The 20448-nt window shown below is 59.6% G+C and carries 15 protein-coding genes and 3 pseudogenes; 4 read left to right on the plus strand and 14 right to left on the minus strand.

Going from position 1 to position 20448, the window contains the following annotated elements:
• Positions 1 to 6 precede the first annotated feature (6 nt).
• From OKW41_RS24840 to OKW41_RS24855, 4 genes and pseudogenes are all read right to left on the minus strand, one after another.
• Positions 7 to 1224, minus strand: a complete 1218-nt coding sequence (locus OKW41_RS24840) for a hypothetical protein (RefSeq protein WP_429574257.1) — start codon at positions 1222 to 1224, stop codon at positions 7 to 9.
• 494 nt (positions 1225 to 1718) lie between these two features.
• A complete protein-coding gene (locus OKW41_RS24845) occupies positions 1719 to 1985 on the minus strand; it encodes a hypothetical protein (protein WP_429447454.1) in 267 nt (88 codons plus the stop codon).
• A gap of 501 nt (positions 1986 to 2486) precedes the next feature.
• On the minus strand, positions 2487 to 2897 hold the full coding sequence (locus tag OKW41_RS24850; RefSeq protein WP_429447452.1) for a hypothetical protein: 411 nt from the start codon (positions 2895 to 2897) through the stop codon (positions 2487 to 2489).
• 320 nt (positions 2898 to 3217) lie between these two features.
• Positions 3218 to 3775 (minus strand): annotated as a pseudogene (locus tag OKW41_RS24855) (helix-turn-helix domain-containing protein); the annotation flags it as partial.
• A 102-nt stretch (positions 3776 to 3877) separates the two neighbouring features.
• On the opposite strand from OKW41_RS24855, the pseudogene OKW41_RS24860 reads away from it, so the two are divergent.
• A pseudogene (locus tag OKW41_RS24860) lies at positions 3878 to 4008 on the plus strand (IS110 family transposase); the annotation flags it as partial.
• A gap of 390 nt (positions 4009 to 4398) precedes the next feature.
• On the opposite strand, the gene OKW41_RS24865 reads toward OKW41_RS24860, so the two are convergent.
• The 3 genes from OKW41_RS24865 to OKW41_RS24875 form a co-directional block, all read right to left on the minus strand.
• Positions 4399 to 5568, minus strand: a complete 1170-nt coding sequence (locus OKW41_RS24865) for a hypothetical protein (RefSeq protein ID WP_429447451.1) — start codon at positions 5566 to 5568, stop codon at positions 4399 to 4401.
• A 1025-nt stretch (positions 5569 to 6593) separates the two neighbouring features.
• Entirely contained in the window at positions 6594 to 7655 is a 1062-nt protein-coding gene (locus tag OKW41_RS24870; RefSeq protein WP_429574258.1) for a YncE family protein, read from the minus strand.
• Positions 7652 to 8917 carry an MFS transporter gene (locus tag OKW41_RS24875; protein ID WP_429574259.1) on the minus strand — a complete coding sequence of 422 codons (1266 nt, stop codon included), beginning with the start codon at positions 8915 to 8917 and terminating at the stop codon, positions 7652 to 7654. The genes OKW41_RS24870 and OKW41_RS24875 overlap by 4 nt, the downstream gene beginning before the upstream one ends.
• Positions 8918 to 9778: 861 nt before the next feature.
• Between OKW41_RS24875 and OKW41_RS24880 the strand changes: the two genes are divergently transcribed.
• The 3 genes from OKW41_RS24880 to OKW41_RS24890 all read left to right on the plus strand — a co-directional run bounded on the left by OKW41_RS24880 (position 9779) and on the right by OKW41_RS24890 (position 13926).
• Positions 9779 to 10195: a cupredoxin domain-containing protein gene (locus OKW41_RS24880; RefSeq protein WP_429447445.1), complete on the plus strand. Its 417-nt coding sequence runs from the start codon at positions 9779 to 9781 to the stop codon at positions 10193 to 10195.
• Between the two features lie 974 nt (positions 10196 to 11169).
• Positions 11170 to 12972: a cytochrome P450 gene (locus OKW41_RS24885; RefSeq protein ID WP_429574260.1), complete on the plus strand. Its 1803-nt coding sequence runs from the start codon at positions 11170 to 11172 to the stop codon at positions 12970 to 12972.
• A 252-nt stretch (positions 12973 to 13224) separates the two neighbouring features.
• Positions 13225 to 13926 carry an IS6 family transposase gene (locus tag OKW41_RS24890; protein ID WP_429574261.1) on the plus strand — a complete coding sequence of 234 codons (702 nt, stop codon included), beginning with the start codon at positions 13225 to 13227 and terminating at the stop codon, positions 13924 to 13926.
• Positions 13927 to 14081: 155 nt separating this feature from the next.
• Here the strand turns inward: OKW41_RS24890 and OKW41_RS24895 are convergent, their stop codons facing one another.
• The 7 genes and pseudogenes from OKW41_RS24895 to OKW41_RS24925 all read right to left on the minus strand — a co-directional run bounded on the left by OKW41_RS24895 (position 14082) and on the right by OKW41_RS24925 (position 20410).
• Positions 14082 to 14927, minus strand: a complete 846-nt coding sequence (locus tag OKW41_RS24895) for a methyl-accepting chemotaxis protein (RefSeq protein ID WP_429574262.1) — start codon at positions 14925 to 14927, stop codon at positions 14082 to 14084.
• A gap of 8 nt (positions 14928 to 14935) precedes the next feature.
• A complete protein-coding gene (locus OKW41_RS24900) occupies positions 14936 to 15148 on the minus strand; it encodes a hypothetical protein (protein ID WP_429447442.1) in 213 nt (70 codons plus the stop codon).
• 305 nt (positions 15149 to 15453) lie between these two features.
• On the minus strand, positions 15454 to 15981 hold the full coding sequence (locus OKW41_RS24905; protein ID WP_429574263.1) for a Tar ligand binding domain-containing protein: 528 nt from the start codon (positions 15979 to 15981) through the stop codon (positions 15454 to 15456).
• Positions 15982 to 16088: 107 nt separating this feature from the next.
• Positions 16089 to 17217: pseudogene (locus OKW41_RS24910) on the minus strand (porin).
• A 193-nt stretch (positions 17218 to 17410) separates the two neighbouring features.
• Positions 17411 to 18085, minus strand: coding sequence for a response regulator (locus OKW41_RS24915; RefSeq protein ID WP_429447436.1), 675 nt, complete (start codon positions 18083 to 18085; stop codon positions 17411 to 17413).
• Positions 18086 to 18095: 10 nt separating this feature from the next.
• Positions 18096 to 19466: a sensor histidine kinase gene (locus OKW41_RS24920; protein WP_429574264.1), complete on the minus strand. Its 1371-nt coding sequence runs from the start codon at positions 19464 to 19466 to the stop codon at positions 18096 to 18098.
• Positions 19467 to 19567: 101 nt separating this feature from the next.
• Complete coding sequence (locus OKW41_RS24925) at positions 19568 to 20410, minus strand: ABC transporter permease (protein ID WP_429448744.1); 843 nt, start codon at positions 20408 to 20410, stop codon at positions 19568 to 19570.
• Positions 20411 to 20448 lie beyond the last annotated feature (38 nt).

Below are 20448 nucleotides of genomic sequence, written 5' to 3' on the forward strand. Positions count from 1 at the left end.
GATCACTTAGCGGCGAATACCGACACCCCGCCGTTGACGAACCCGTTTGCCGCGCAAATCGGACACCCCGCCGGCGATGTCGCCGAAGAGTATGGAACGAAGATGAGCCCGGTCGCCGGGGTCGATCGCAACCGAATGTGCGTTATTCCCCGTGTTCAGGCGGGTAACGACACTGCGGTTGCTGGCGTCGACGATAGTCAACACGGGTGTGCATGGCGATGCCGTCGAGCAGGCGCCGTTCGTCGACGCATTGCCAGAAGACGTCCAACGGCTCGCCGCGTTGTAATAGCGATTGGTGGACGGATCATATTCGAGTTGATCGCCGCCGCCCGCGTTCAGGGACGCCAGAAGCGCGCCGTTCGAACGGTCAAGAATCTGTATGAGCAAGGGCGCGCCAGTCGTCCCTTCCCTGCAACCAACCGCGATATCGTTTCCCGGTCCGAGTGCCAGCCCAGTAGGATCGCAATTGCCTTCGGGGTACATCGCGACGCCCGCAAGGGTCGTGTAGTTCTGCGTGCCGGCGTTCGGTATCGCGCGAATGGACGCCCCTGGCAATTTCACTAGTTCGCCATGAGGATTCGCCGTGCTTCCGTCGACGTTCACATAGAAGTTGTCGCTGGCGGCATCGTACCGGCAGGCTTCGAGGCCCGCGGTGGGCTTGCCTGCGCTGTCGGTGAACGTCACTTTGGCGACGACGGTCTGCGTGGCCGTGTTGATGAATGTGGCGAACGGGGGCGTCTCTTCGGGGCTCGAGATCATAAAGATGCCGTGTGTGGGATCCAGACACCCTTCGTCTGCGCGCACGCCCGTCGTGCTGACCGTGATTTTGCTTGTCACGACGCCAGCAGCGGGATCGACCACCTTCACCGAGTTCACGTCGCCCACGTAGATGAGGTTGCCGACAGGGGTCGCGCCGTCCGGACCGGCCTGCGAATTCGGCCCGGGGCCAAGCCCCGTGAACGCGAGAGGACCGCTTCCCTGGATGGTCTTGACGAAGCTCTTCGACGCTATGTCGATTTCATCCAGAGATGCGTTATTCCTGTCGGTGAAAAAGTATCGGCTACCCGAAACGATACCGATATCGAATGAGAAGTTGACGCCTGCCGTGATGTTTGGGACGGCGATGTCCGCTACATGATGCGGCCCGCTAACGTCGAGATGATCTCCACCACCACAACCTGCAATCGCGATAGCCGCAGATGTCGCCAATGCATTCGTCCACATGTGTCTCGGCATCGTACACCTCCCCTCATCGTCGTCGGAATAGACCTACCTCGAGCGCGTGCCGAAAGAAATAATGGACGCCGCTATAGCTTAGGTATTTCGTTAAACAGTGATCCTTATCGTTTTCCCAGGTAGTATTTGTCGTTCTTCAGATTTCCATAAGATTCGACCGTGGAAGCATCCGTGATCTACGGGGAAACGCACAGCATCTCTAACGTACATTCTTGGCAGCCAACCGCTGCCTTTTGGAAATTCACAGTAACGCGAACGAATTGCAACGCGACAGCCTCAGGCTTCCGCCGTTCACGCCAGGCCGCACTGTATGAACATTCGCGATGGGACGGGGATAGCTCCTTGCACAAACAGCAAGCCGTGTACCCGGCCGATCCATTCCCGAACCGGCACCACGGCGCCCCACGGCGATCGCGGATCACCCTGCAAGCCACAACTGCGCGTCGCGACCAGCCGTCCCGGGTCTGACGTTTAATCGCAAGTTATGGCGTTCGCGTCGGCACGTTGCCGGGCGCGCCTCGATTGTCTGGCTGTGACTGGGCTCCCGGACGGTTTGCCCCACGATCCTGGCGCGCACTGTTGTCGCCCGAAGCGTTCTTCTTCGTCGGCGCGCTCTCCGATGCTAGACGATTCAGGGTTTGCAATTGCAGTAGCTTTAAAAGCCGGTCGTTTGTTGCTGCATTGCCCGTACCGGCCAGGCCGCATCCGCATACCAGGCCAATCGTCAGCGTCCATCTGATCAGAGTCATTGTCCTCTCCATCGGTCCAATACTGGAGGCGCACAATACGTGTGGTTCGATGCCTCTTCCTGCCTCGATGCTGCAGACGCAGCAATAAAGCGGGCCGGTCCGTGGGCGAATGTCTACCGTGGGGCTATCTAAAGTTACCTGCGATGTCCGCCCCGAGAGCGAATATCGCCAATCGTCTGACCATGAGTTTCACCTCCAACCTGTTAGAGAGATAAGGAAAGGCCTTTGTTCAACACTGGCGCGGAGCACCGTAGCGAGGCATCGCTGCTTAAGGCTCCGAAGTGCGAAGTGGCGGACTGAAAAACATAACTGACACTCCCCACCGCCAGCACGGCAGTCGTGAACGCAACCGAGCGGCAGTACCTTGGGCGTGACTAGTCGGACGACGAAGGGGATCAGCAGTGATGCGGTGAACGCCGCGAGGCTTGCCGCCGTCATCCGCGTGGGTCATTGCGCCACTTGCCAGCGCAGCACCGGATGCGTCGCGCCGGCAGGCATCGCCTACACTCCCGTCGGACCGAAGTCATACGACACGAACGATGCCGGATTACTCATCTGCGCGGTGGTCAGCCCGTTCGCCGTGGGAATCGGTGTGCCGTACTTGACGCGGATCGTGGCGGCCGTGGTATGGGTATCCCAATACACATCGTTCGCGATCGTGCCTGTATTGGTCCGCGCAATGCCGATCGGCCCGTAGGTCGGCTGTGTCACGAGACCGGTTGCGAACGACTGGTTGATCGTTCCGTCGTAAATGACGACGAGTCCGGCGCCGCCGCACGGCGTATCGGCAGCGCCTCGGCAATAGCCCTGAAGCGTTGTCGGGCCAGTTGCATAAGACTGGCTAATCGTACCGGTGTTGTAGCCGAAGGCCGCCGCCCTGATTGATTGAAGTTGACCCGCAAAAACGGACACCTATGCTTTTGATCAGGAGGTGTCGAAAATGGGCAGGCATCGTACCCCATACCCTATGGAATTCCGGGCTCACATGGTCGAGTTGGTTAAGGCCGGACGCAGGCCCCGGAGGAACTGGAAAAGGAGTTCGAGCCGACTGCACAGACCATCTACAACTGGGTGGCGCAGGCTGATCGCGACACAGGTGTGCGGTATGACGGTCTGACCACAGCCGAACGGCAGGAGTTCACACGGTTGCGTCGTGAAGTCCGGCAACTGAAAATGGAGCGCGACATCCTCTCTTACGCGGCAGCCTGGTTCGCGAGGGAGACGGGATCCATTCCACCGAAGGGCGGTACAGGTCCGGCAATTGGCCTGCCTTCTGAGTCGGTGACTGCTCCCGCCAATCGACTCTGCACATATTTCTTTAATCTCTCGTTCTCTGCCAGCCTGGAAGCTTTCGGACGTTCCGCTGCACGCTCAGCTTTCCACTGAGCAACTGTCGCCCTGTATATCAAAGTACCGCCACGGGTCGCAGCGTTACGGCGCAACTCGCGTGAGATCGTCGAAGGCGAGCGCTGCAGTCTTCGCGCGATCTCACGAACCCCGCAATCCTGTGCCCGCAGCAGCGCGATTTCTTCGCCTTCAGAAAAAGACAGATAGGGCCCCGCGCCCGGCGCCAGTTCGATCGGCCGCATTCCACCCGCCTCACGGAACCATCTTGGTCCCAAAGGTTGTGACACGCCACATGCCAGTGCGGCAGCTTCAGTCTCCATGCCCTGCGCGATACAGTTCCAGAAGGCTCGCTTGGTCTCTAGTTGATTGACACTTGGCCTGCCAGGCGATCGCATTATTGGTCTTCCCGTCTGTTCCGAACCCCAACCCTGTGGTCGTCCCATGTGACACCTCCGTTAGGAGATGTTGCAACGACCGGTTGAATCCGCCCGAAACACCGGCTGAACGATTCCATCGAACTATTGCATCGACCGGTTGAATCCGCCCGGCACAGTTGCTGGATCAAAGCCGTGATGCAACGCCGCCACGTGAGCGTCGCTGCAATCGCTCTCGCGAACAAGACGGCGCGGATAGCGTGGGCAATATTGACCATTGTGACAGCTTCAAGTTGGCATAGCCGTCCTGTAACGCAGCGAGACACCTTCACTCCATCCACGATTGCGCAAGAAGCGGCAAAGCATGGTGAACCGGTCGGACCGGCGCTTGCAAATCCTGATATATCCAGCGGCTGCGTTACGAAGCCAAGAGGCCGATGAGGAGCAAGCGCGCAAACTTCCATGATGGCTCGTGCTGATGGCAGGCACATCAAAAGCCGAATGTACGGACGCAGTCGAGACCTTCAAAATGCACACCGATCTAGCTCATAGGCGGGAGTCCATGTACGGCTATATGATTATCAGAGCCCGCAGAAGTGCTGCGGATATCCGGAAAAACCGGCCTCGAATCATCCGGAGATCCGGACATCGTCCAGTCCGTGAACGGAGTGGCTTTGCTCGGGAGGGCTGTGTCAGTTGCTTATGAAGCGCATCCCATGCGCGCCCGGCACACCAGCAACGATGGTCGTGAACTTGCCGGTCGAGTAATCCATCGCGAGAAGCGAATCAGTGACGCTACCTGAGGTGCTGTAGCCCTGGTTTGCGGGGAACGCGCCACCCTTGTAATCGACGCGGTAGATGTTGTTCGACACATCGTTGTCGGTGAAAAGAATGAACGACCTTCCCGTCGGCGGAGCGAAACGCGTATCGTCGACTTTGAATGGCGTTCCATTCAAGGTACGGTCAAGTACCGACACGCTCTGTTGCGGCGTTCCAATGTTACCGATCGTGATGAGCGAGTGGCCTTCCTGATCGTCCAGGATGACATTGCCTGCCGGGTCCAGCCCGAGCGAATCAGGATCGAGCACGTTCAACGTGCGCGGCGCGCCTGTCAACTTATCCACAGCTGCTCCATTGCCGAGCAGCGTGTAAGCGGCAGCGGTCGTCGTTGCAGAGTCGCCGTCGAGATCAAAGTGTTGTCCATCGGGATCGATCGTAAGCCGTGCGATAACCGGGAACGGGTTGGCATTCGGTCCGGGCGGCGTGGCATTGTGCGCAGCGGTCTTGAATTCGCCCGACAGCGTCACATACACGCTGCCGTTCACCATGACCATATCGTCCAGACCGCCGGTACCGTCGCTCCCTCCCGATTGCGGCATGAGCGTCTTGTTGTACGTGTAGGAAGAGACCGTGCCCGCGCTCACCTTGATCACGGACACCACGGGGTTGCCGTCTTCGTTTGAGCTCGCCCAGATGGTATTGGAGTCGACCGTCACTAGACCATCGACATGCCCTTTCACGGCGAACGTCTTCAATAGGTTTCCATTCAGGTCATATTGGATGACTTCCCCGGTCGTCTTGCCGGATGCCACTGGTTTGCCGGCAGAATCCTGATCGTCCTGATAGCCGACGAAGACACTTTGCCCGTCAACTGAGACCGTCATATCGTCAGGGAGTGATGACGTTGACGGGCCATGCGCAAACACCGAGATATTATAGTTCGGGTCCAGTGACTTGACTCCCGCCGGGAGCGCTATGGCCGTAGAGGGCTGGACGCGGCCGCTGGTAGGAGAGACGCTTCCACCACAAGCAGTCAGGGACAAACTCGAGGCAACCGCAAGTGAAATCAAGGCTAAACGCATCAAGCACTCCTATATTAAAAGGGCTGTCAAAGAATCAATTAGAAAGCGGCCTCATGCACTGAAAATCACTACCGTCGCGGCCTGCCAACTGAACCTTACGTGCCGAAAGCGGCAGTGTCTTGCCGATGAGCAGGCACCTGATGTTAACCTTCATTGATTTCCTGAGAATGACAGTTCTTTTCGATTTGTATTACGTTTTGCTCACCTCAACTTCTTGCACCGCGAGGTCCGCTCAATGAGCCTGCCGCTATCTCGTGCCGCAAGTCGGATGAGATCCGTCGCGTACCTCGCTCCTAGCGGTACGGTCAACTTGTTGTAGCGAGGCCGAACGGAAACGCGGCGCGTGAACGCTGGCGAACTCAGGCGGCGATGCGTTCCGGCAGCGCACGTCACCCTTTCCCACGCCTTAAAGGCCTGGTCACGGGCGTCTCGCTTCCGTTGCGCGTTCGTGTTGTAGCGGCAATGCATGAACAGGTTTGCCACCTGGTCGTGGACCGAAGCGAATCGTTGCAGTTGACGTGCCGACTTGAAGCCGCGGACTCTTATAGACAAAACCGTCCGACCGAATTAAGCCCGATTGCCTGCAGCGCATCTCTGTTGCCCTCGCTTACCTTCGTCCGGAACGGTTCAAGACAGTCGCCTAGCGATCTGCTCGATCAAAACGTTTCAACCTGAATGGCCGCTTTGTAGGAAACGGCCAGTCGTAGTGCTACTGACCCAAGAAACAGGGGATTTCTCTTGAAGTCCTACTGCGATCCACCATGCGGCGTCCGCAGCATGGTCGGAGCAACAGAAGGCTTGTCACCAGGTGTCGCGAGCGACGATGGTACGTTTTTCTCGCAATCGCCTTCGTAAGATTTCGCGTCGGGCATCCCGTATCAGTCGGACGCATACAAAGTCATCCTGTCGTGTCGGCCAGCATGCGATCGCTTACGTCGGAGCGGCAGCGAGGGCTGAGGTAGCAGCAAAAGTCCCGCGAGGATTGAGCGCATTTTTGTGTCGATGCTCCTATGTCCGTCATCGTTTCACAGCGACGGCACAACCCGCCGGGGCGCCATGACGCGCAGCACCGGACGTCCGTCGACGTTCTTCAGCGGGAAATAGGCGCGATGCGTTGATGGATCGACACCAACCACATGCGCGTTGGGCCCGATGCGACCTTCGCCGATTTTCGACACGGTTGAGAGACCCACTGTAAACATCGACACGATGCCTGCTTCGCCAGCAACATAGAGCGTGCCCGGACCTGGATCGAAGGCGAGCACATCGGGATCACCGCCAACGTCGAATGACTGGACGACATGCCTGGTAAGCAGGTTCAGCGTCAGCAGTCGGTGGTTGCCTTCGCACGCGACGAACGCGAGGTGTCGTTGCGCAACAATATAGAGGCCGTGGTTGCCGCGTGCGCCCGGCAGGTCGATCCGGGCGACGATTGCGTCGGTCGATGGATCGATTTCGACCAGTTGTGCTCGCGACTGGACATTGACGAAGATGTGACGGGATGTCGCATCGTACTGGGTGTTGCCGACTTCCCCTCCCAAAGGGATCGTATTGGTGCGGCGATTGGATTGGGTATCGATCACAGTTTCAGTCCCACCTGTCTCGTCCGATACATAGAGTTTCCGGGTGTCCGGTGCATATGCCATTCCGTCCGGATAAACGCCACCCTGCATACGTGCGGTGATTTTCAGGGTGGCCTCGTCGATGGCAACAACTTCGTTCGTGCCGGTCGCCGACGCGTACACGCGGGACTGTGCCGGTACCACCAGGACGCCATGAACGGCGGCGATGTTTCCAATGCGGGCGACAACACCTGAGTTCTGCGTGTCGAAGACGATTACTTCGCTGTCGCCGAGGTGTGCGATGAACAGCAGATGCCGGTCAGGGTCATAGCTTTCGTAATCGAGCCGGGTAGCGCGACCCGGCAGCGGGATGTCGGCGACGTGCGTCAACGGTAGTTCGACCGTGGGTGGAGTGCTGGCAGCGGTCGCGCTGTGATGGACGACCAGTGCCGCAACTTCGACCGTCAAAAGAATGACGAGCAACATCGCAGCCCGGCGACGGTTCGTGCCGATACGTTCTTTCATGACGAATCTCCGTCGGGCCTGACGTGACGAAATGCGGCGAGCAGCGAAAGATCGTAGGCAATCTTCAGCGCGCCGCACGCGACTAGCGGAGCACTGAGCCACCCCAGGCCCAGCAATACTCCTGAAAGGGTGGGCGCGAGCGCTGCAGCCAGGCTTCGCGGAACCGCGGTAAAGCTCGCCGCTGCGGGACGCTCCCCGGGCGTGACGACCGACATCACGTAGGCGCTGCGCGTGGGCACGTCCATCTGTGAAAGAGCACTGCGTGCGAGGAGGAGCGCGAGGGTCAGCGTGAGGGAGGGCGAAAACGCTGCGACAATCAGGCATACGCTCGAGGGGATATGCGTAAACACCATCGTGTTGAGCAGGCCGATCCGGCGCGACAACGGCGGCGCGGCCAGTTGAGAGCCGGCGCCAAGCAGCCCTGCCCAGAAAAAGAACTGGCCGGCTGCGCCGAGCGAAAGGCCGAACCGCTGGACCAACCACAAGGTCAGCAGCGAGTTGACGAGAAGTCCGCCCGCAAAGGCGTCAACGCTGAAGAGCAGCGCAAGGCACGTGACGATTCCGCGTGAACCCCCAAGCGGCACGCGCGGCGTGTCGGTCCTGGACTCGCGTGCCGGCAGACGCCGGTAAAGGAGCAGGATCACGAATCCTGCCGTCGCGTAGACGGTGAACATCGCGCGTATCGCCGTGAGTGGCGAAACGCCCGAGTGGACGCTGATCGAATCGGGCAGGCCAGCCGCGAGGGAGCCGACTGCGGCGCACAGTCCGCCGATGAGGCTATATCGTGCAAACAGGGCGGTTCGTGCGTCACGCGTTGCGGATTCGGCGAGCCTTGCATGCTCGAGCGGAAGAAACAGGCTGACATCGCCGGAACCCGGGTTCAGCGTGCCGATGAACGCGACGACGAGTAGCGGCCACAGCGAAGACAGGCCTGCGAAACAAAGACCTGTAGCCGTCATCAACACCGCCGCGAAGAGCAGCAGGCCCCGCTGTGCAAAGCGATTGCCTGCGAGACCCACCAGGGCCGTCGCAACGGCCGATCCGAACAACGTGGTCGTGCTGATGAGCCCGACAGCCAGTTGCCCAAAGCCGAGCGACAGCAGATATCCGGGTAGCAGCACCGCGATAAAACCATCGCAGATGCCGCGCAGTCCACGGGCAACAAGCAGGATCGAGGCGTCGGGGTCGACGCCTTCGGGACGGAGCAATGTAGACAGCCGTGCCCTGACTGCTCGCTTGGCTGTGCATCGAGGTATGCGCATCGTCCTTGCACCATGTGAAGAGTGCGACATAGAGGAGCATGCCATAACGCAACTGTTCGTGACCGTTGACAGAGGTACATGACAACCCAATGGATATCGCTAAGGCCAGTTGCTTCCGGGACAAGGTTTCTGGATATCGAACGCGTTACCTTCAAAAGGTCGCGGTCGATGCAACGACAATCGCCCGAGACGATTTAAAAACGGGATGCGCAACTCTTTGATTGTCCTGTAGCTCGCGAAATATGCCCGACGTTCAGGCCGTTGCTTGGCGGGCGCTGAAGTCCGACAGGCTCCTGGTAGCCACCCTTACGGGTTCCAGACGCGAGATCTCGGGCTGACGTCAAGCGTCGGAGAGATTCTTCGCCGCGAGCTTCGTCACGTCGAATGATAACCGCGGGGCGCGACTGGAAAGTAGCGCGTTGGCGAACCAGGCAGCACGTCGGTGAACCGGGAAGCCACTCGGATCGTTCGAATCTTTTGTGTTCTCCGCCACGGCGCGCGCCGGAAAGCGGCTTCCCACGCGACATCGGGCGGAATATTCCGAAGCCCACTCACGTTCTATTACCGAGGTTCGCCTGCACTGGCGAGCACGGTCCTTCATCCGCGATGAATTCACGCGCGCGATGCGTGCAAGCCTGCTTGCACCGTTGCGTGAAGGCGAAGCGATGTGCGCCGCGAACAGTGGTCTCCAGCGGCCACGACGATGACGAGGGTTCCTAACCATGCATATTGGCGAACGTGCCTACTGACGCGCGACGGTCATCGAGAGAACAGTTGCTCCACTAGCCTTCGGAGCCGGCGAACCCGGCACCGTGGTTCAACGCGTCTTGCGGCAACGCGGCCCTTTCGAGGAGAAATATCATGATCGACAGAAACCATACTGCGTTCGTTCTGGCGGCGGTTGCGCTCGGCGTTGTGCCGCTGAGCGGTCATGCGGACGAAACGATCCATGTAAAGCTAACGGACAACACCATTCAACTCGATCCCGGCACAGCGAAGGCCGGAACCGTCACGTTCGAGGTGAACAACGCAGCGAACGGCAATACCGAACATGAGTTCGTGGTGCTGAGGACAGACGTGGACGACGCGCATCTGCCCGTCCACAAAGGCCTGGTTACGGAAAGCCGGTTCAAGAAAATGGGCGAGGTGGAAGACTTGGCGCAGGGTTCGACCAAGCGCCTGTCATTGAAGCTTGCGCCAGGACGCTACGTGCTGATTTGCAACCGGCCGGGGCACTATGAGATGGGCATGCACACATCGTTCGTCGTTGCGCGCTGAGGCGAAGCACAATTGTCCCGTCGTTGCAGCACATCGATAGCGACGCGCTACTTTGCAACGCCCGTGGGAAAGGCTCTGGTCGAGCGGATCAGCCCCTTGATTCCAACAGCCGGAGTTCGACGATGATCAGTCATTCGGCGAGCGAATACCCACCGGCTGCAACGGGTCGGGAGTGTGAGTTCGCGATGTCGGAAGCTATCGCCCGCCTGCTCGACGCCGCTACCGTCGGCAATCCATCACATTGCCGACGTAGAATTCAGCCTGCCCCAAGGTCGGCATTGGCCGACAAGCGGCAGGCGACCTCAAGAGAACGAATGGCCGTTGGACTTTGAGAGCGGCCGTTGCCGGCGCGACTACACGAATGACGGCAACGGGTCGGACAGCGCCCGACGTTCTGAACCGGTCCGTCAACCGTGTCGCTGGGAAGCGCGCGACCCGTAGAGTCATGCAGAGCAAACTCCCGACACGATGCAGCGCTGACCCGCGCCTTTGCCTTTCCTTGCCCACATTCTTTTTCTACGCCGCCTGATGAGTCGCTAGCGCGGCCAAATGAGAAAGCAACACCGCCACATCTATCACCTGATCATAGTGTCCAGTTGCATTGCCATCAGACCGGACTTCTCGATCGATACGAACGACGCCTCTGAAAAAGGGGCTTGTCGGCCACGCTATAGCATCTATCATTCTTGATTAGATCTCGTCGCGCAGTGACACACCACGCGGAACGTACGGCGTCCACGCTGCGAGGCTCTACGCAGGGCCGGACCTACTGTTCGTACGCACCCGGGTGACGGTTGCGTCTTTCCGTGCCATCCCCCATCGGTATGTTCGCGACAACTCTCTTCCACGAGAGATCGCTCTCAGTTAATAAGCGGATGCTGCGCGCAATTGTGTCTGGCCGTACTGCAGTTCCTGAACCGACTTTTTTTGGCCTAACGTCTGCAGTTTGAGGCGCTCGCGCGAAGGAGCGGGCAATGGATATAAGCACTGGTATAGGTCAACCGCGTCACCAGGAAAGAATTGTCGTGGCGCAGAAGCCTGAACTTGTCGAGGATAGCGTCACCGCGGCACAAGTCGAAGGCGTCGAACTCGTCGTGATTAAGCATTCGGATGCGATTACGATTTTCGAAGGCCGGTGTCCACACCAAGGCACGCTGCTGTCGGAAGGCTCGGTAAAGGACGGCGTTCTGACCTGTCGAGGACATGGCTGGCAGTTTGAATGTGCATCGGGTTGCGCCCTCAGCCAGGTGGGTGTCCGTCTGAAGCAGTTTAGCGCGCTGGTCGATGGCGCTCACGTGCTCGTTTATAGGGATGAGGTGCAGAAGTGGAAAGCATTGCACGTAAATGCTGGTCAGCCATCGTCGCCGGCCTCTCCGCGCCCAGTCCGCTCGCTAGCACAACTTCCAGGCCCCAAGGGGCTCCCCATTTTGGGTAACTTACTCCAGTTACATCCCACGAGGCTGCATCTCACCTTGGAGGAGTGGTGCCGCGACTTTGGGCCCATCTATACGTACAGGCTGATGCATCGACCGTTCGTCGCTATTGCGGATCCTAACCTGATCAATCAGATCCTGCGCGATCGGCCGAGAACCTATCGCCGCTGGGATGCAATTGAAAACGTCTCCAGGGAGCTTGGGATGAACGGCGTGTTCTCCGCTGAAGGAGAGGCATGGAGAAGGCAACGCCAGTTGGTCGCGCAAGCGTTGGACCCAGCGCATCTGCGAACGTTTTTCCCGACGCTGTGCAAAGTGACCGAGCGTCTGAGGCGCCGCCTGGACAAAGCGGCTCGCGAACAGCGATCTGTTGATATTCAGAAGGACCTGATGCGCTATACGGTAGACGTGACGACGAACCTCACGCTTGGGTACGACATGAACACCCTTGAGTGCGAGGGTGACGTCATCCAGCAACATCTCGAGCGGATATTTCCGATGCTCAATCATCGGATCAACACCCCGTTCCCCTATTGGCACTACCTCAAACTGCCCGACGACAGAGCGCTAGATCGTGCTGTAAAGGCGCTTCGCGAGATCGTCAGTGAATTTATCAGCGACAGTCGCGCACGCCTTGCGCAGTCACATGATTTTGCGTCACATCCGACAAACTTCTTGGAGGCATTGGTAGTTGCTCAAGAAGACGGCTTGGCTCCATTAACAGATGACGAGGTGTTTGCGAATGTATTTACGATACTTTTGGCCGGCGAAGATACCACGGCAAACACGATCGCCTGGATGACCCATTTCATGTGTCGTCACCCCGACGTTCAGCGCAGGATGCAAGAGGAAGTCGACTCCGTCGTTGGACAGGCGGTCATACTCGAAGACCTTGGCGATACTGATCGGCTTGCGTTTCTCGATGCTGTGGCCAACGAGACCATGCGACTCAAACCGGTCGCACCCGTTCTAGGCCTCGAAGCCAATCGCGACGTCCTGATAGGTGACGTTGACATCCCGAAGGGAACCGTCATCGCGCTGCTAACACGTTACCAGGGCTTAGAGGACAGAAGTGCTTCAGAGGCTGACGCATTCGCCCCCGACCGCTGGCTCTCTGGCGCCGATGCCGCCAGCCGTCATCGCGCTGGTTTCGTGCCCTTTGGGTCCGGGCCCCGCCTTTGCCCGGGGCGGAGTCTCGCCTTGCTCGAAATACGATCCGCCATCGCAATGATGTCCCGCAACTTCCGTTTGTCAGCATCCGAAGGTATGGCTCCGGTGGAAGAGGTGTTTGCATTCTCGATGATGCCCCGCAATTTGCGTGTCGATTTCAGCGTACGCCACTGATCACTGCCGCACTGACCGATAATGAAAGGAGGAACGAAAAATGGAGCTTCCCGACATCTTGCACAATCGTCGGGCACCCATAGCCCACTGCGGAACCGAAGCGGATTTTTTCTGTCAGGTGTAACTCGCGAGGATATCCAGCAAACATCGCGCGCGCTCGGGAAGAACATCGTCCGCACGCCCCTACTTTGGTTCTGTTGCAATAGCGGAGGCTGGTATGCTGGGCGACCTTACAGAATGGTGTGAACGACAATGAAAGCACTGAGTCCGGCGGTAGCCAAAGTGCTGAAGCGGTTGCACTATCCGCTTGAGATAATGTTGGTTTGCGTGCGTTGGTACGTCGCCTACCCGCTGAGCTTGCGCAATCTCGAGGAGATGATGGCCGAACGGGGGATCGCGGTCGATCATTCGACCGTGCACCGGTGGGCCATCAAGCTCCTGCCGGTGCTTGAAAAGGCGTTCCGCCGCTGCAAGCGCCCGGTCGGCAAGAGTTGGCAGATGGACGAAACCTATGTGAAGGTCCGGGGCACATGGAAGTATCTCTACCGCGCCGTCGACAAGGTCGGCAACACGGTCGACTTCCTGCTGCGAGCCAGGCGGGACAAGGAAGCGGCCCGACGGTACTTCGAGAAGGCCATCGATCAGAATGGCGCGCCCGAGACCGTAACCATCGACAAGAGCGGTGCCAATCTGGCCGGGCTGCACGCCGTGAACGCCGAGCGTCAGACGCCCATCCAGATCCGCCAGGCCAAGTATCTCAACAATATCGTGGAACAAGACCATCGGGCGATCAAGCGACGTACCCGACCCATGTTGGGATTCAAGGATTTTCGCTGTGCCCGCATCTTGCTGAGCGGCATTGAACTCATGCATATGATCGCCAAGGGGCAGATGAAAGACGCAGGCAAACTCAAGCCACCGGGCGCCCGTCAATTCTACTCTCCGTCTATGTAAGTGTTCCTAGTCAAATCTCTGTCGTTTGCTCACATCGCCTTACCGCGACAGAACCGTTTTTTTCGCAGATCTGCAAAGCCTGTTCCGGCCGACGTTCGGTTATGGCAGGTCCGCGACGCACAATGAACGCGAGAATTTACCGCGCCCATGTCACGTCATTCGGTCCGATGCGGAACGTCGTTGGGGAAAGGATACGGCGCGTGGGGGCCCGGCCATTCCGGTGCGGGCGGTCCGGTGAACGCGTCGCATCCCGCAAAGCTGGCCAGGAGCATGCATGCGAGCAAACCGGCCCCAAGCCGGCCCAAAGTCGTTCGAGCATCCATCTCGCGCCTCCTGACACACCGCGCTGCCTTACTGATTGGACCGGCAATTGGGACAAGGGTTGCGCTGCGATGGCTTTGACGATCGCATGGGCACAAAGGGTTCGATGGCTCATGCCTGGGCGGTCGATAGTTCTGACGGCGTCCAGTCCTGCCAGCGGGGTTCCTCGCCAAGCGGTTGGCGAGATTCATGCAGTCGGAACACGGCACCGCATCGTCAAGGGCGCCCGCCTGATCTTCGAGCGCCGCCGCTACCGCGGCCTGCTCAACCAGCGCGGCATTCTGCTGGGTCGCGTTGTGCATCTGCGTGACCGCGCGGTTGAACTGCTCGATGCCGCGCGACTGTTCTTCCGAAGCCACGCTGATTTCGCTCACGATACGGGTTACATTGCGCGCAGCGCCGACGATTTCCGTCATCGTGGCGCCAGCGCGGGTCGCGAGTTCGGCTCCATTCTGAACCTTTGCGACCGACCCACTGGTCGGCTCCCTGATCTCTTTCGCCGCTGCCGCCGAGCGTTGTGCCAGTGCACGTACTTCGCCTGCCAGCACCGCGAATCCACGCCCTTCGTCGCCAGCACGCGCAGCTTCGACGGCGGCATTCAGCGCGAGTATGTTGGTCTGGAATGCGATACCCTCGATTGCGCCAATAATGTCGACGATCCTGTCCGATCCCGACGCCATGTCCGCGATCAGGTCGATGACCTGCTCGACAACGTCGCCGCCGCGCGCGCCGAGATCTCCGACGCGTTTTCGGCGAGCGCACTGGCCTGCCGTGCGTTGTCGGCATTCTGCCTGATCGTCGAGGTCAACTCTTCCATGCTCGATGCGGTTTCCTCCAGTGTCGCCGCCTGCTGTTCGGTACGCGTCGACAGGTCGGCATTGCCGCTCGCGATCTCACGCACGCCGTGCGCGATAGCCGCGGTTTCGTGGCGAACCTGGCTGACGGCAGCAACGAGCGCCCTCCTGCATGCGGGCAAGCGCCCCCATCAGCCAGCCCATTTCGTTGACGCATAGTGGCGATCTGCCCTGTGAGGTCACCGGCGGCGATCCGCTCGAAGTGCTGGATAGCCGCGTTGATCGGCCGTACGATCGACGCGGTCACCATGAAGCGCGCGAAGAGGCCGAACGCGAGCGCGACAACGCCTATGGCCCCAAACACCCAGCACAGCAGATGAAAATGCGCCTGGGCCAGATTGAAGCGTGCCTTCTACTGCTGCATCTGGACATTCTCCAGCGCAAGCTGGGCGCTTTTATAGTCGCTGAACACCGCCTCAGGCGCCTGACGCTCCGTGGTCCGGAACGTAATGAAATCGTTCTGGTCGAGCGCCGCGATTTCTGGGGCCAGCACCTGTTTCATCAACTTCTCACGCCTCGCGCGCAGGGTGTCAGCCAGGCCCTTCTCCACGTCGTCCGACGGCGGCTGCGTGAGATACGCCGCCAGTTCACGACCACTGTCCGCCAGCCCGGCGTGCACGCCGGCGAGCACCGCGTCGGTGGGTTTTCCCTGCGCGACGAACGTTTCGTAGGCGCCGAGATCGACCCGCACCTGCAAAATCGCTTCGCCACTCGCGGCGAGGTGGCGCGCGGCGACCGTCTCTTCGGCGTACATCTTTTCGAGCGCCGCGTTGGCCGTCTTAAGACCAGCGACAGATGTGGCAATCACGAACACCAATGCGGCCTCATAGCCGGCGATCGTGACTGTCAGGGCGGTGCGGATAGTGGCATTTCTGAACATGGTAGTCGTCCTCGACCCGCGGTACAGAAAAAAGCGGCGAACGGATTTATCCGTCGCCGCAAATAGGAGCACTTTTCGTCGATGAATCAGCCAGGAGGCTTCCAGGATCAGAACCGGGTGCGAACACCCGTCGTGAGTTCAAGCTGGTTGGTCGCACCAAACGTGGTTCCGACCGTATAGCCGCCGTGAAGCCTCATGTAGTCGCCGGCCAGATATACTTCGGTACGCTTCGACAGGTGATAGAAAGCCGACCAGTACAACGTTTCCTTGTAGCCGTTGTGGAGACCCGACGTCGGATCGAAAGCACCGATGTTCGCGTTCGGGATGTCGCCGTCGCTGTTGTACGCGGCATTGTGCACGCGCATCTGCTGGTAACCGAGTTGGTAGTCGAACGGTCCCTTTGGCGACAGCTTGAGCGATACCGTCCATGCGTTATCCTGGCGCTGGCCGAGCGCGCCCTGATTGCCCAGGTAACGGAAGTAACCGGCGTTGGCACGCAGGATGCCGAACGTATAGTTGCCGCCTACTGAGAACGTCTGGTTTGTAAAGCCAACGCGATTCACGTGACTATAGAAGCCCGACACGTTGAACGGGCCGCCGTTGTAGCCAAGCGCTGCCTGGTAGTTGGCGTTGGTGCCCGAAGCTCGTCGAGTTGCCGAATGCGTAGCCGGCGCTGGCGAAGATGCCGTTGCTGAACAGTTTCTTCCACGCCACGCCATTGCTATAACGCGTACCGGTCGCGCTGGCCGCGTAGAAAATCATCTGCTTGAAGTTGTTCGTATTGGTCCAGCCGCCTTCTTCGGTGGACAGCTTCGCGCTACCGTACGGGTCGCCGTAGATCGCCGCTGCGTCGCGTGCGATCGTGTTCTGGAAGCCGGCCGTGAACTTGCCGAACGTGTCATTTTCAATACCAACCCACGCATCGCGGTCGAAGATCTGGCCGGGGTCCGCCATCTGCCCGTTGGCGACGACGAATTCGCTTTCCAGGCGGAAAATGATTTTCGAGCCCCCCCCGATATCTTCTGCACCCTTCAGGCCCCAACGGCTACCGCTGAACCACGGCAGGCCGCCGATACCCATGCCGATGACGTGATTGCCGTTCGCGTCGGCATGCGTCTGATAGGTCGGCACGCTCAGGTCCATCAGGCCATAAAGCTGCACGCTCGACTGCGCGTGGGCGGCGGTCGCGCCGAGCGCACTGGCCGCGATAGCCAGCGTAAGATACTTTTTTTTCAAGATCGTCTCCTCTGATTGCTGCGTTGAAAATCTGGTTTTCTGCTCGCGGCCGCTGCAGCCCGTCCGTTCTGGGTATGTGAATCTGGTATGCGATGGACGCAATCCTAGTTACCCCAATCCTTCACGCCCCTTTCCCGTGTCACTCGTACAACTAAGTACATTCACTGATATACGTAATGACGCCCTATGCCCATTATCCGGGATCCTTTTGCCGCAGGATGTAACCTAGGCCCCGCAACGTCATGATCTGCGCGCTGGACCTCGCGAGATGTTTGCGCAAGCGGTGAATATAGATGTCGATGGCGTCCGCACTCGGCTCGTCGTCCAGACTGAACACACTCTCCATCAGGATGGTCTTCGAGACCGTTTTGCCCTGTCGCAACATCAGCGTTTCGAGGACAGTGTGCTCGCGACGCCGCAACGCCAGGGGTGCGTCATGGTGAAGGAACTCCCGCGTCTCGGATATGTACTGGAGATCGCCACAGGTCAGGCATGACGACATGCCACCTGACTGCCGTCGGATCAGCGCCTTGATACGGACGACCAGCTCGCGTGCGTCGAACGGCTTGACAACATAGTCGTCGGCGCCCGCACTGAAACAATCAATCTTGTCCTCGGTCGAACCATGAGCCGTCAGCATCAACACCGGCACGGTGTCGCCGCGGCGGCGTAGTCGCGCCAGTACCTCCCTGCCGTCCATTCGTGGCAACCGAAGATCAAGCAGCACTACGTCATAGCGTTGCGTCGTTAGCACCCCATCCGCGCGTTCACCGTCAGGGACACAGTCGACCGCGAAGTTCTCCTGGTGCAACAGATTGACAATCCAGTGCGCAAGCTCAATGTTGTCTTCCACCAGTAGTAGCTTCATCGCGTTGCCCTCAATCACGCCATCTCGGCAAGCGGACCCTGACCACGAGGCCGACATGCTCGACGTCGGGTTTCAATGCGACCGTTCCGCCATGCGAGTGCGCGATTTCGCGCACGATCGACAGGCCCAGACCCGTTCCCTCGGCGTAAGTCGCCCCGCGGTAGAAACGTTCGAACACGTGGGCGCGCGCCTCGGCCGGAATGCCGGGACCATTATCGATAACCTGCAGTAAAACTGCATCGCCCTCCTCCCGGCACGTTGCAGTAACCCTTCCGCCCTCCTGCGTGTAGCGGATGGCGTTATCGACCAGATTCGTCACGAGTGCCGTCAACAGGGTCACGCTACCGGACACGTACGCCGGTCCGGTGAGTTCGGCCCCGAGATCGATCTGGCGCCGCTGTGCGGCCACCACGAGTCCTTCCAGTACGCACGACACGACAGCGGCCAGGTCGACCCTGACGGGTGTGCGATCAGGCGGTGACGACTCGGCCTGGGCCAGTAGCAGGAGTTGATTGGTCATCTCGGTCATCTTCCCACTGGTGCGACGTACACCCGCCAGCGCATCTGTCAGCAGCGGTCCCCAATGCCCGCACGGGCGGGCGCACTGGATCTGCGCCCCCAGCAGCGCAAGGGGAGTACGCAACTGGTGCGCGGCGTCCGCAATGAATTTTCGCTGTGTGGTCGCATGCAGTTTCAGGCGCGCGATACACTGATTGATCGCGTCGACGACAGGGCGCAACTCGGAAGGCAGGCGCTCGATCCAGATAGGCTCGAGTTGCAACGCGTCGCGGTCGGCCACGTCCTCCTTCAGTCTGATGAGCGGTCGCAACTCAAGGGCCAGCCCGCGCAGGGCAAGTGCTACCGCGAGCGCCAGCATCAGCCCCTGCCGGACCAACTGGGGACGCCACAGGGTCTGCAGCATGGCCCGGTACGATGCCTGCGTCTTGGCCACAATAACTGTGACCGGCTCGGTTGCGCCGGAGTCGTATAGCTCCCGCTCATAGGCGACCGCGCGAACGGGCTGTCCATCAAGCGCCGTGTCGTAAAACACGGGGCGCGGCATTGCATGCGCAGGGACGGCCAGGTTGGGATTGCCGCCGAGCAGGTCCGCGCGACCCTTGACTATCCTGTAGAACACCTGATCCTGGTAGGGCGACTCGAACATCTCGAGCGCTGCGGGCGGAATCCTGGCAATCAGCACGCCATTTTCCCAATTAACTTCCTCGCCGATGATGCGCGCAGAGGCGAGCAATGCGTTGTCCTGCAGGAGGCCGGCAGTCTCGCGAGCCGCGTCATATGACATCAGGCCGGTGATGAGTACAAACATGCCGACCGGCACCAGCAGCCACCCGAGCAGGCGTGCACGCAGGCTATGCATCATCGTTGACTCCCGGCATGTTCCGCGGCGGCTGCGACTGCGATCAGCACTGGCCGTTTCCTTCCCCTGGCTGATCGCAAGCGCAACCTTGCGCCTCCTGACGCTCAGAACGCGGCAGGTCTCCATTTCAGCAGGCGCTTTTCCAGCGTGGTAAGCAGATAGTCCGCAGTAAGCGCGACCACCGCGAGCACGATCATCGCTGCAAAAACCCCACTGGCGTTGAATGCACCCTGAGCGGTCGAGATCAGCAGGCCAATGCCCTGTTTGGAGCCGAGAAACTCGCCAACCACCGCGCCAACGAGGGCGAAGCCGAAGCTCACATGCAGGCTGGCGAGAATCCACGACAGTGCGGAAGGAATCACGACTGAAGTGGTCAGCTGACGCCTGGATGCGCCCAGGATCTGCGCATTCGCAATCATGTAGCGGTCAGCTTCCCGTACGCCCTGGAAGGCGTTGCCGAACACGACGAAAAAGACCATCACGACGGCCAGCGCCACTTTCGATGCCATCCCAAGGCCCAGCGCGATCACGAACACTGAGCCGAGCACAACGCGGGGAATTGAATTCGCGATCTGGATGTAGAGGCTGAACACATCGGAGAGCAGCTTGTTGCGGCCCAGCACAACGCCGCAGACAATGCCGCCAACCGAACCGATCAGAAACCCAAGGAATGTTTCCTCAAGCGTGACCCAGACCTGCACCAGCAGCGGTCCTTGTGACGTGCCGTTTACGAACCAGTCCACGATCTGCTGGAAGATCAGCGACGGCATCGAGAAGAAGAATGGATCGATCCATTTGGTCCGTCCGCCGATCTCCCATCCGCCGAGCACAACCACCAGTACCAGGACACGCAAGCCGATGATCAGTGCGTGCCGTTGGCGCAGCCGTCGCTGTGCAATTCGCTCAACTGCGGCGAGCGAGGTAGCGTCGATGCCTGCTTCCGCCATGTATTCAGAGGTTGCCATGAGTGTTTTCCGGATCTGGG

Source organism: Paraburkholderia sp. UCT70 (assembly GCF_050434085.1).
GTDB lineage: Bacteria > Pseudomonadota > Gammaproteobacteria > Burkholderiales > Burkholderiaceae > Paraburkholderia > Paraburkholderia tuberum.

What these genes read in the sequence shown, in the direction of transcription:
- OKW41_RS24890 (WP_429574261.1), top strand. Translation starts at nt 13,225, where the DNA reads ATGAAAGCACTGAGTCCGGCGGTAGCCAAAGTGCTGAAGCGGTTGCAC.
- OKW41_RS24845 (WP_429447454.1), bottom strand. Translation starts at nt 1,985, where the DNA reads ATGACTCTGATCAGATGGACGCTGACGATTGGCCTGGTATGCGGATGC.
- OKW41_RS24880 (WP_429447445.1), top strand. Translation starts at nt 9,779, where the DNA reads ATGATCGACAGAAACCATACTGCGTTCGTTCTGGCGGCGGTTGCGCTC.
- OKW41_RS24915 (WP_429447436.1), bottom strand. Translation starts at nt 18,085, where the DNA reads ATGAAGCTACTACTGGTGGAAGACAACATTGAGCTTGCGCACTGGATT.
- OKW41_RS24895 (WP_429574262.1), bottom strand. Translation starts at nt 14,927, where the DNA reads ATGGCGTCGGGATCGGACAGGATCGTCGACATTATTGGCGCAATCGAG.
- OKW41_RS24840 (WP_429574257.1), bottom strand. Translation starts at nt 1,224, where the DNA reads ATGTGGACGAATGCATTGGCGACATCTGCGGCTATCGCGATTGCAGGT.
- OKW41_RS24925 (WP_429448744.1), bottom strand. Translation starts at nt 20,410, where the DNA reads ATGGCGGAAGCAGGCATCGACGCTACCTCGCTCGCCGCAGTTGAGCGA.
- OKW41_RS24905 (WP_429574263.1), bottom strand. Translation starts at nt 15,981, where the DNA reads ATGTTCAGAAATGCCACTATCCGCACCGCCCTGACAGTCACGATCGCC.
- OKW41_RS24875 (WP_429574259.1), bottom strand. Translation starts at nt 8,917, where the DNA reads ATGCGCATACCTCGATGCACAGCCAAGCGAGCAGTCAGGGCACGGCTG.
- OKW41_RS24885 (WP_429574260.1), top strand. Translation starts at nt 11,170, where the DNA reads ATGGATATAAGCACTGGTATAGGTCAACCGCGTCACCAGGAAAGAATT.
- OKW41_RS24865 (WP_429447451.1), bottom strand. Translation starts at nt 5,568, where the DNA reads ATGCGTTTAGCCTTGATTTCACTTGCGGTTGCCTCGAGTTTGTCCCTG.
- OKW41_RS24870 (WP_429574258.1), bottom strand. Translation starts at nt 7,655, where the DNA reads ATGAAAGAACGTATCGGCACGAACCGTCGCCGGGCTGCGATGTTGCTC.
- OKW41_RS24920 (WP_429574264.1), bottom strand. Translation starts at nt 19,466, where the DNA reads ATGATGCATAGCCTGCGTGCACGCCTGCTCGGGTGGCTGCTGGTGCCG.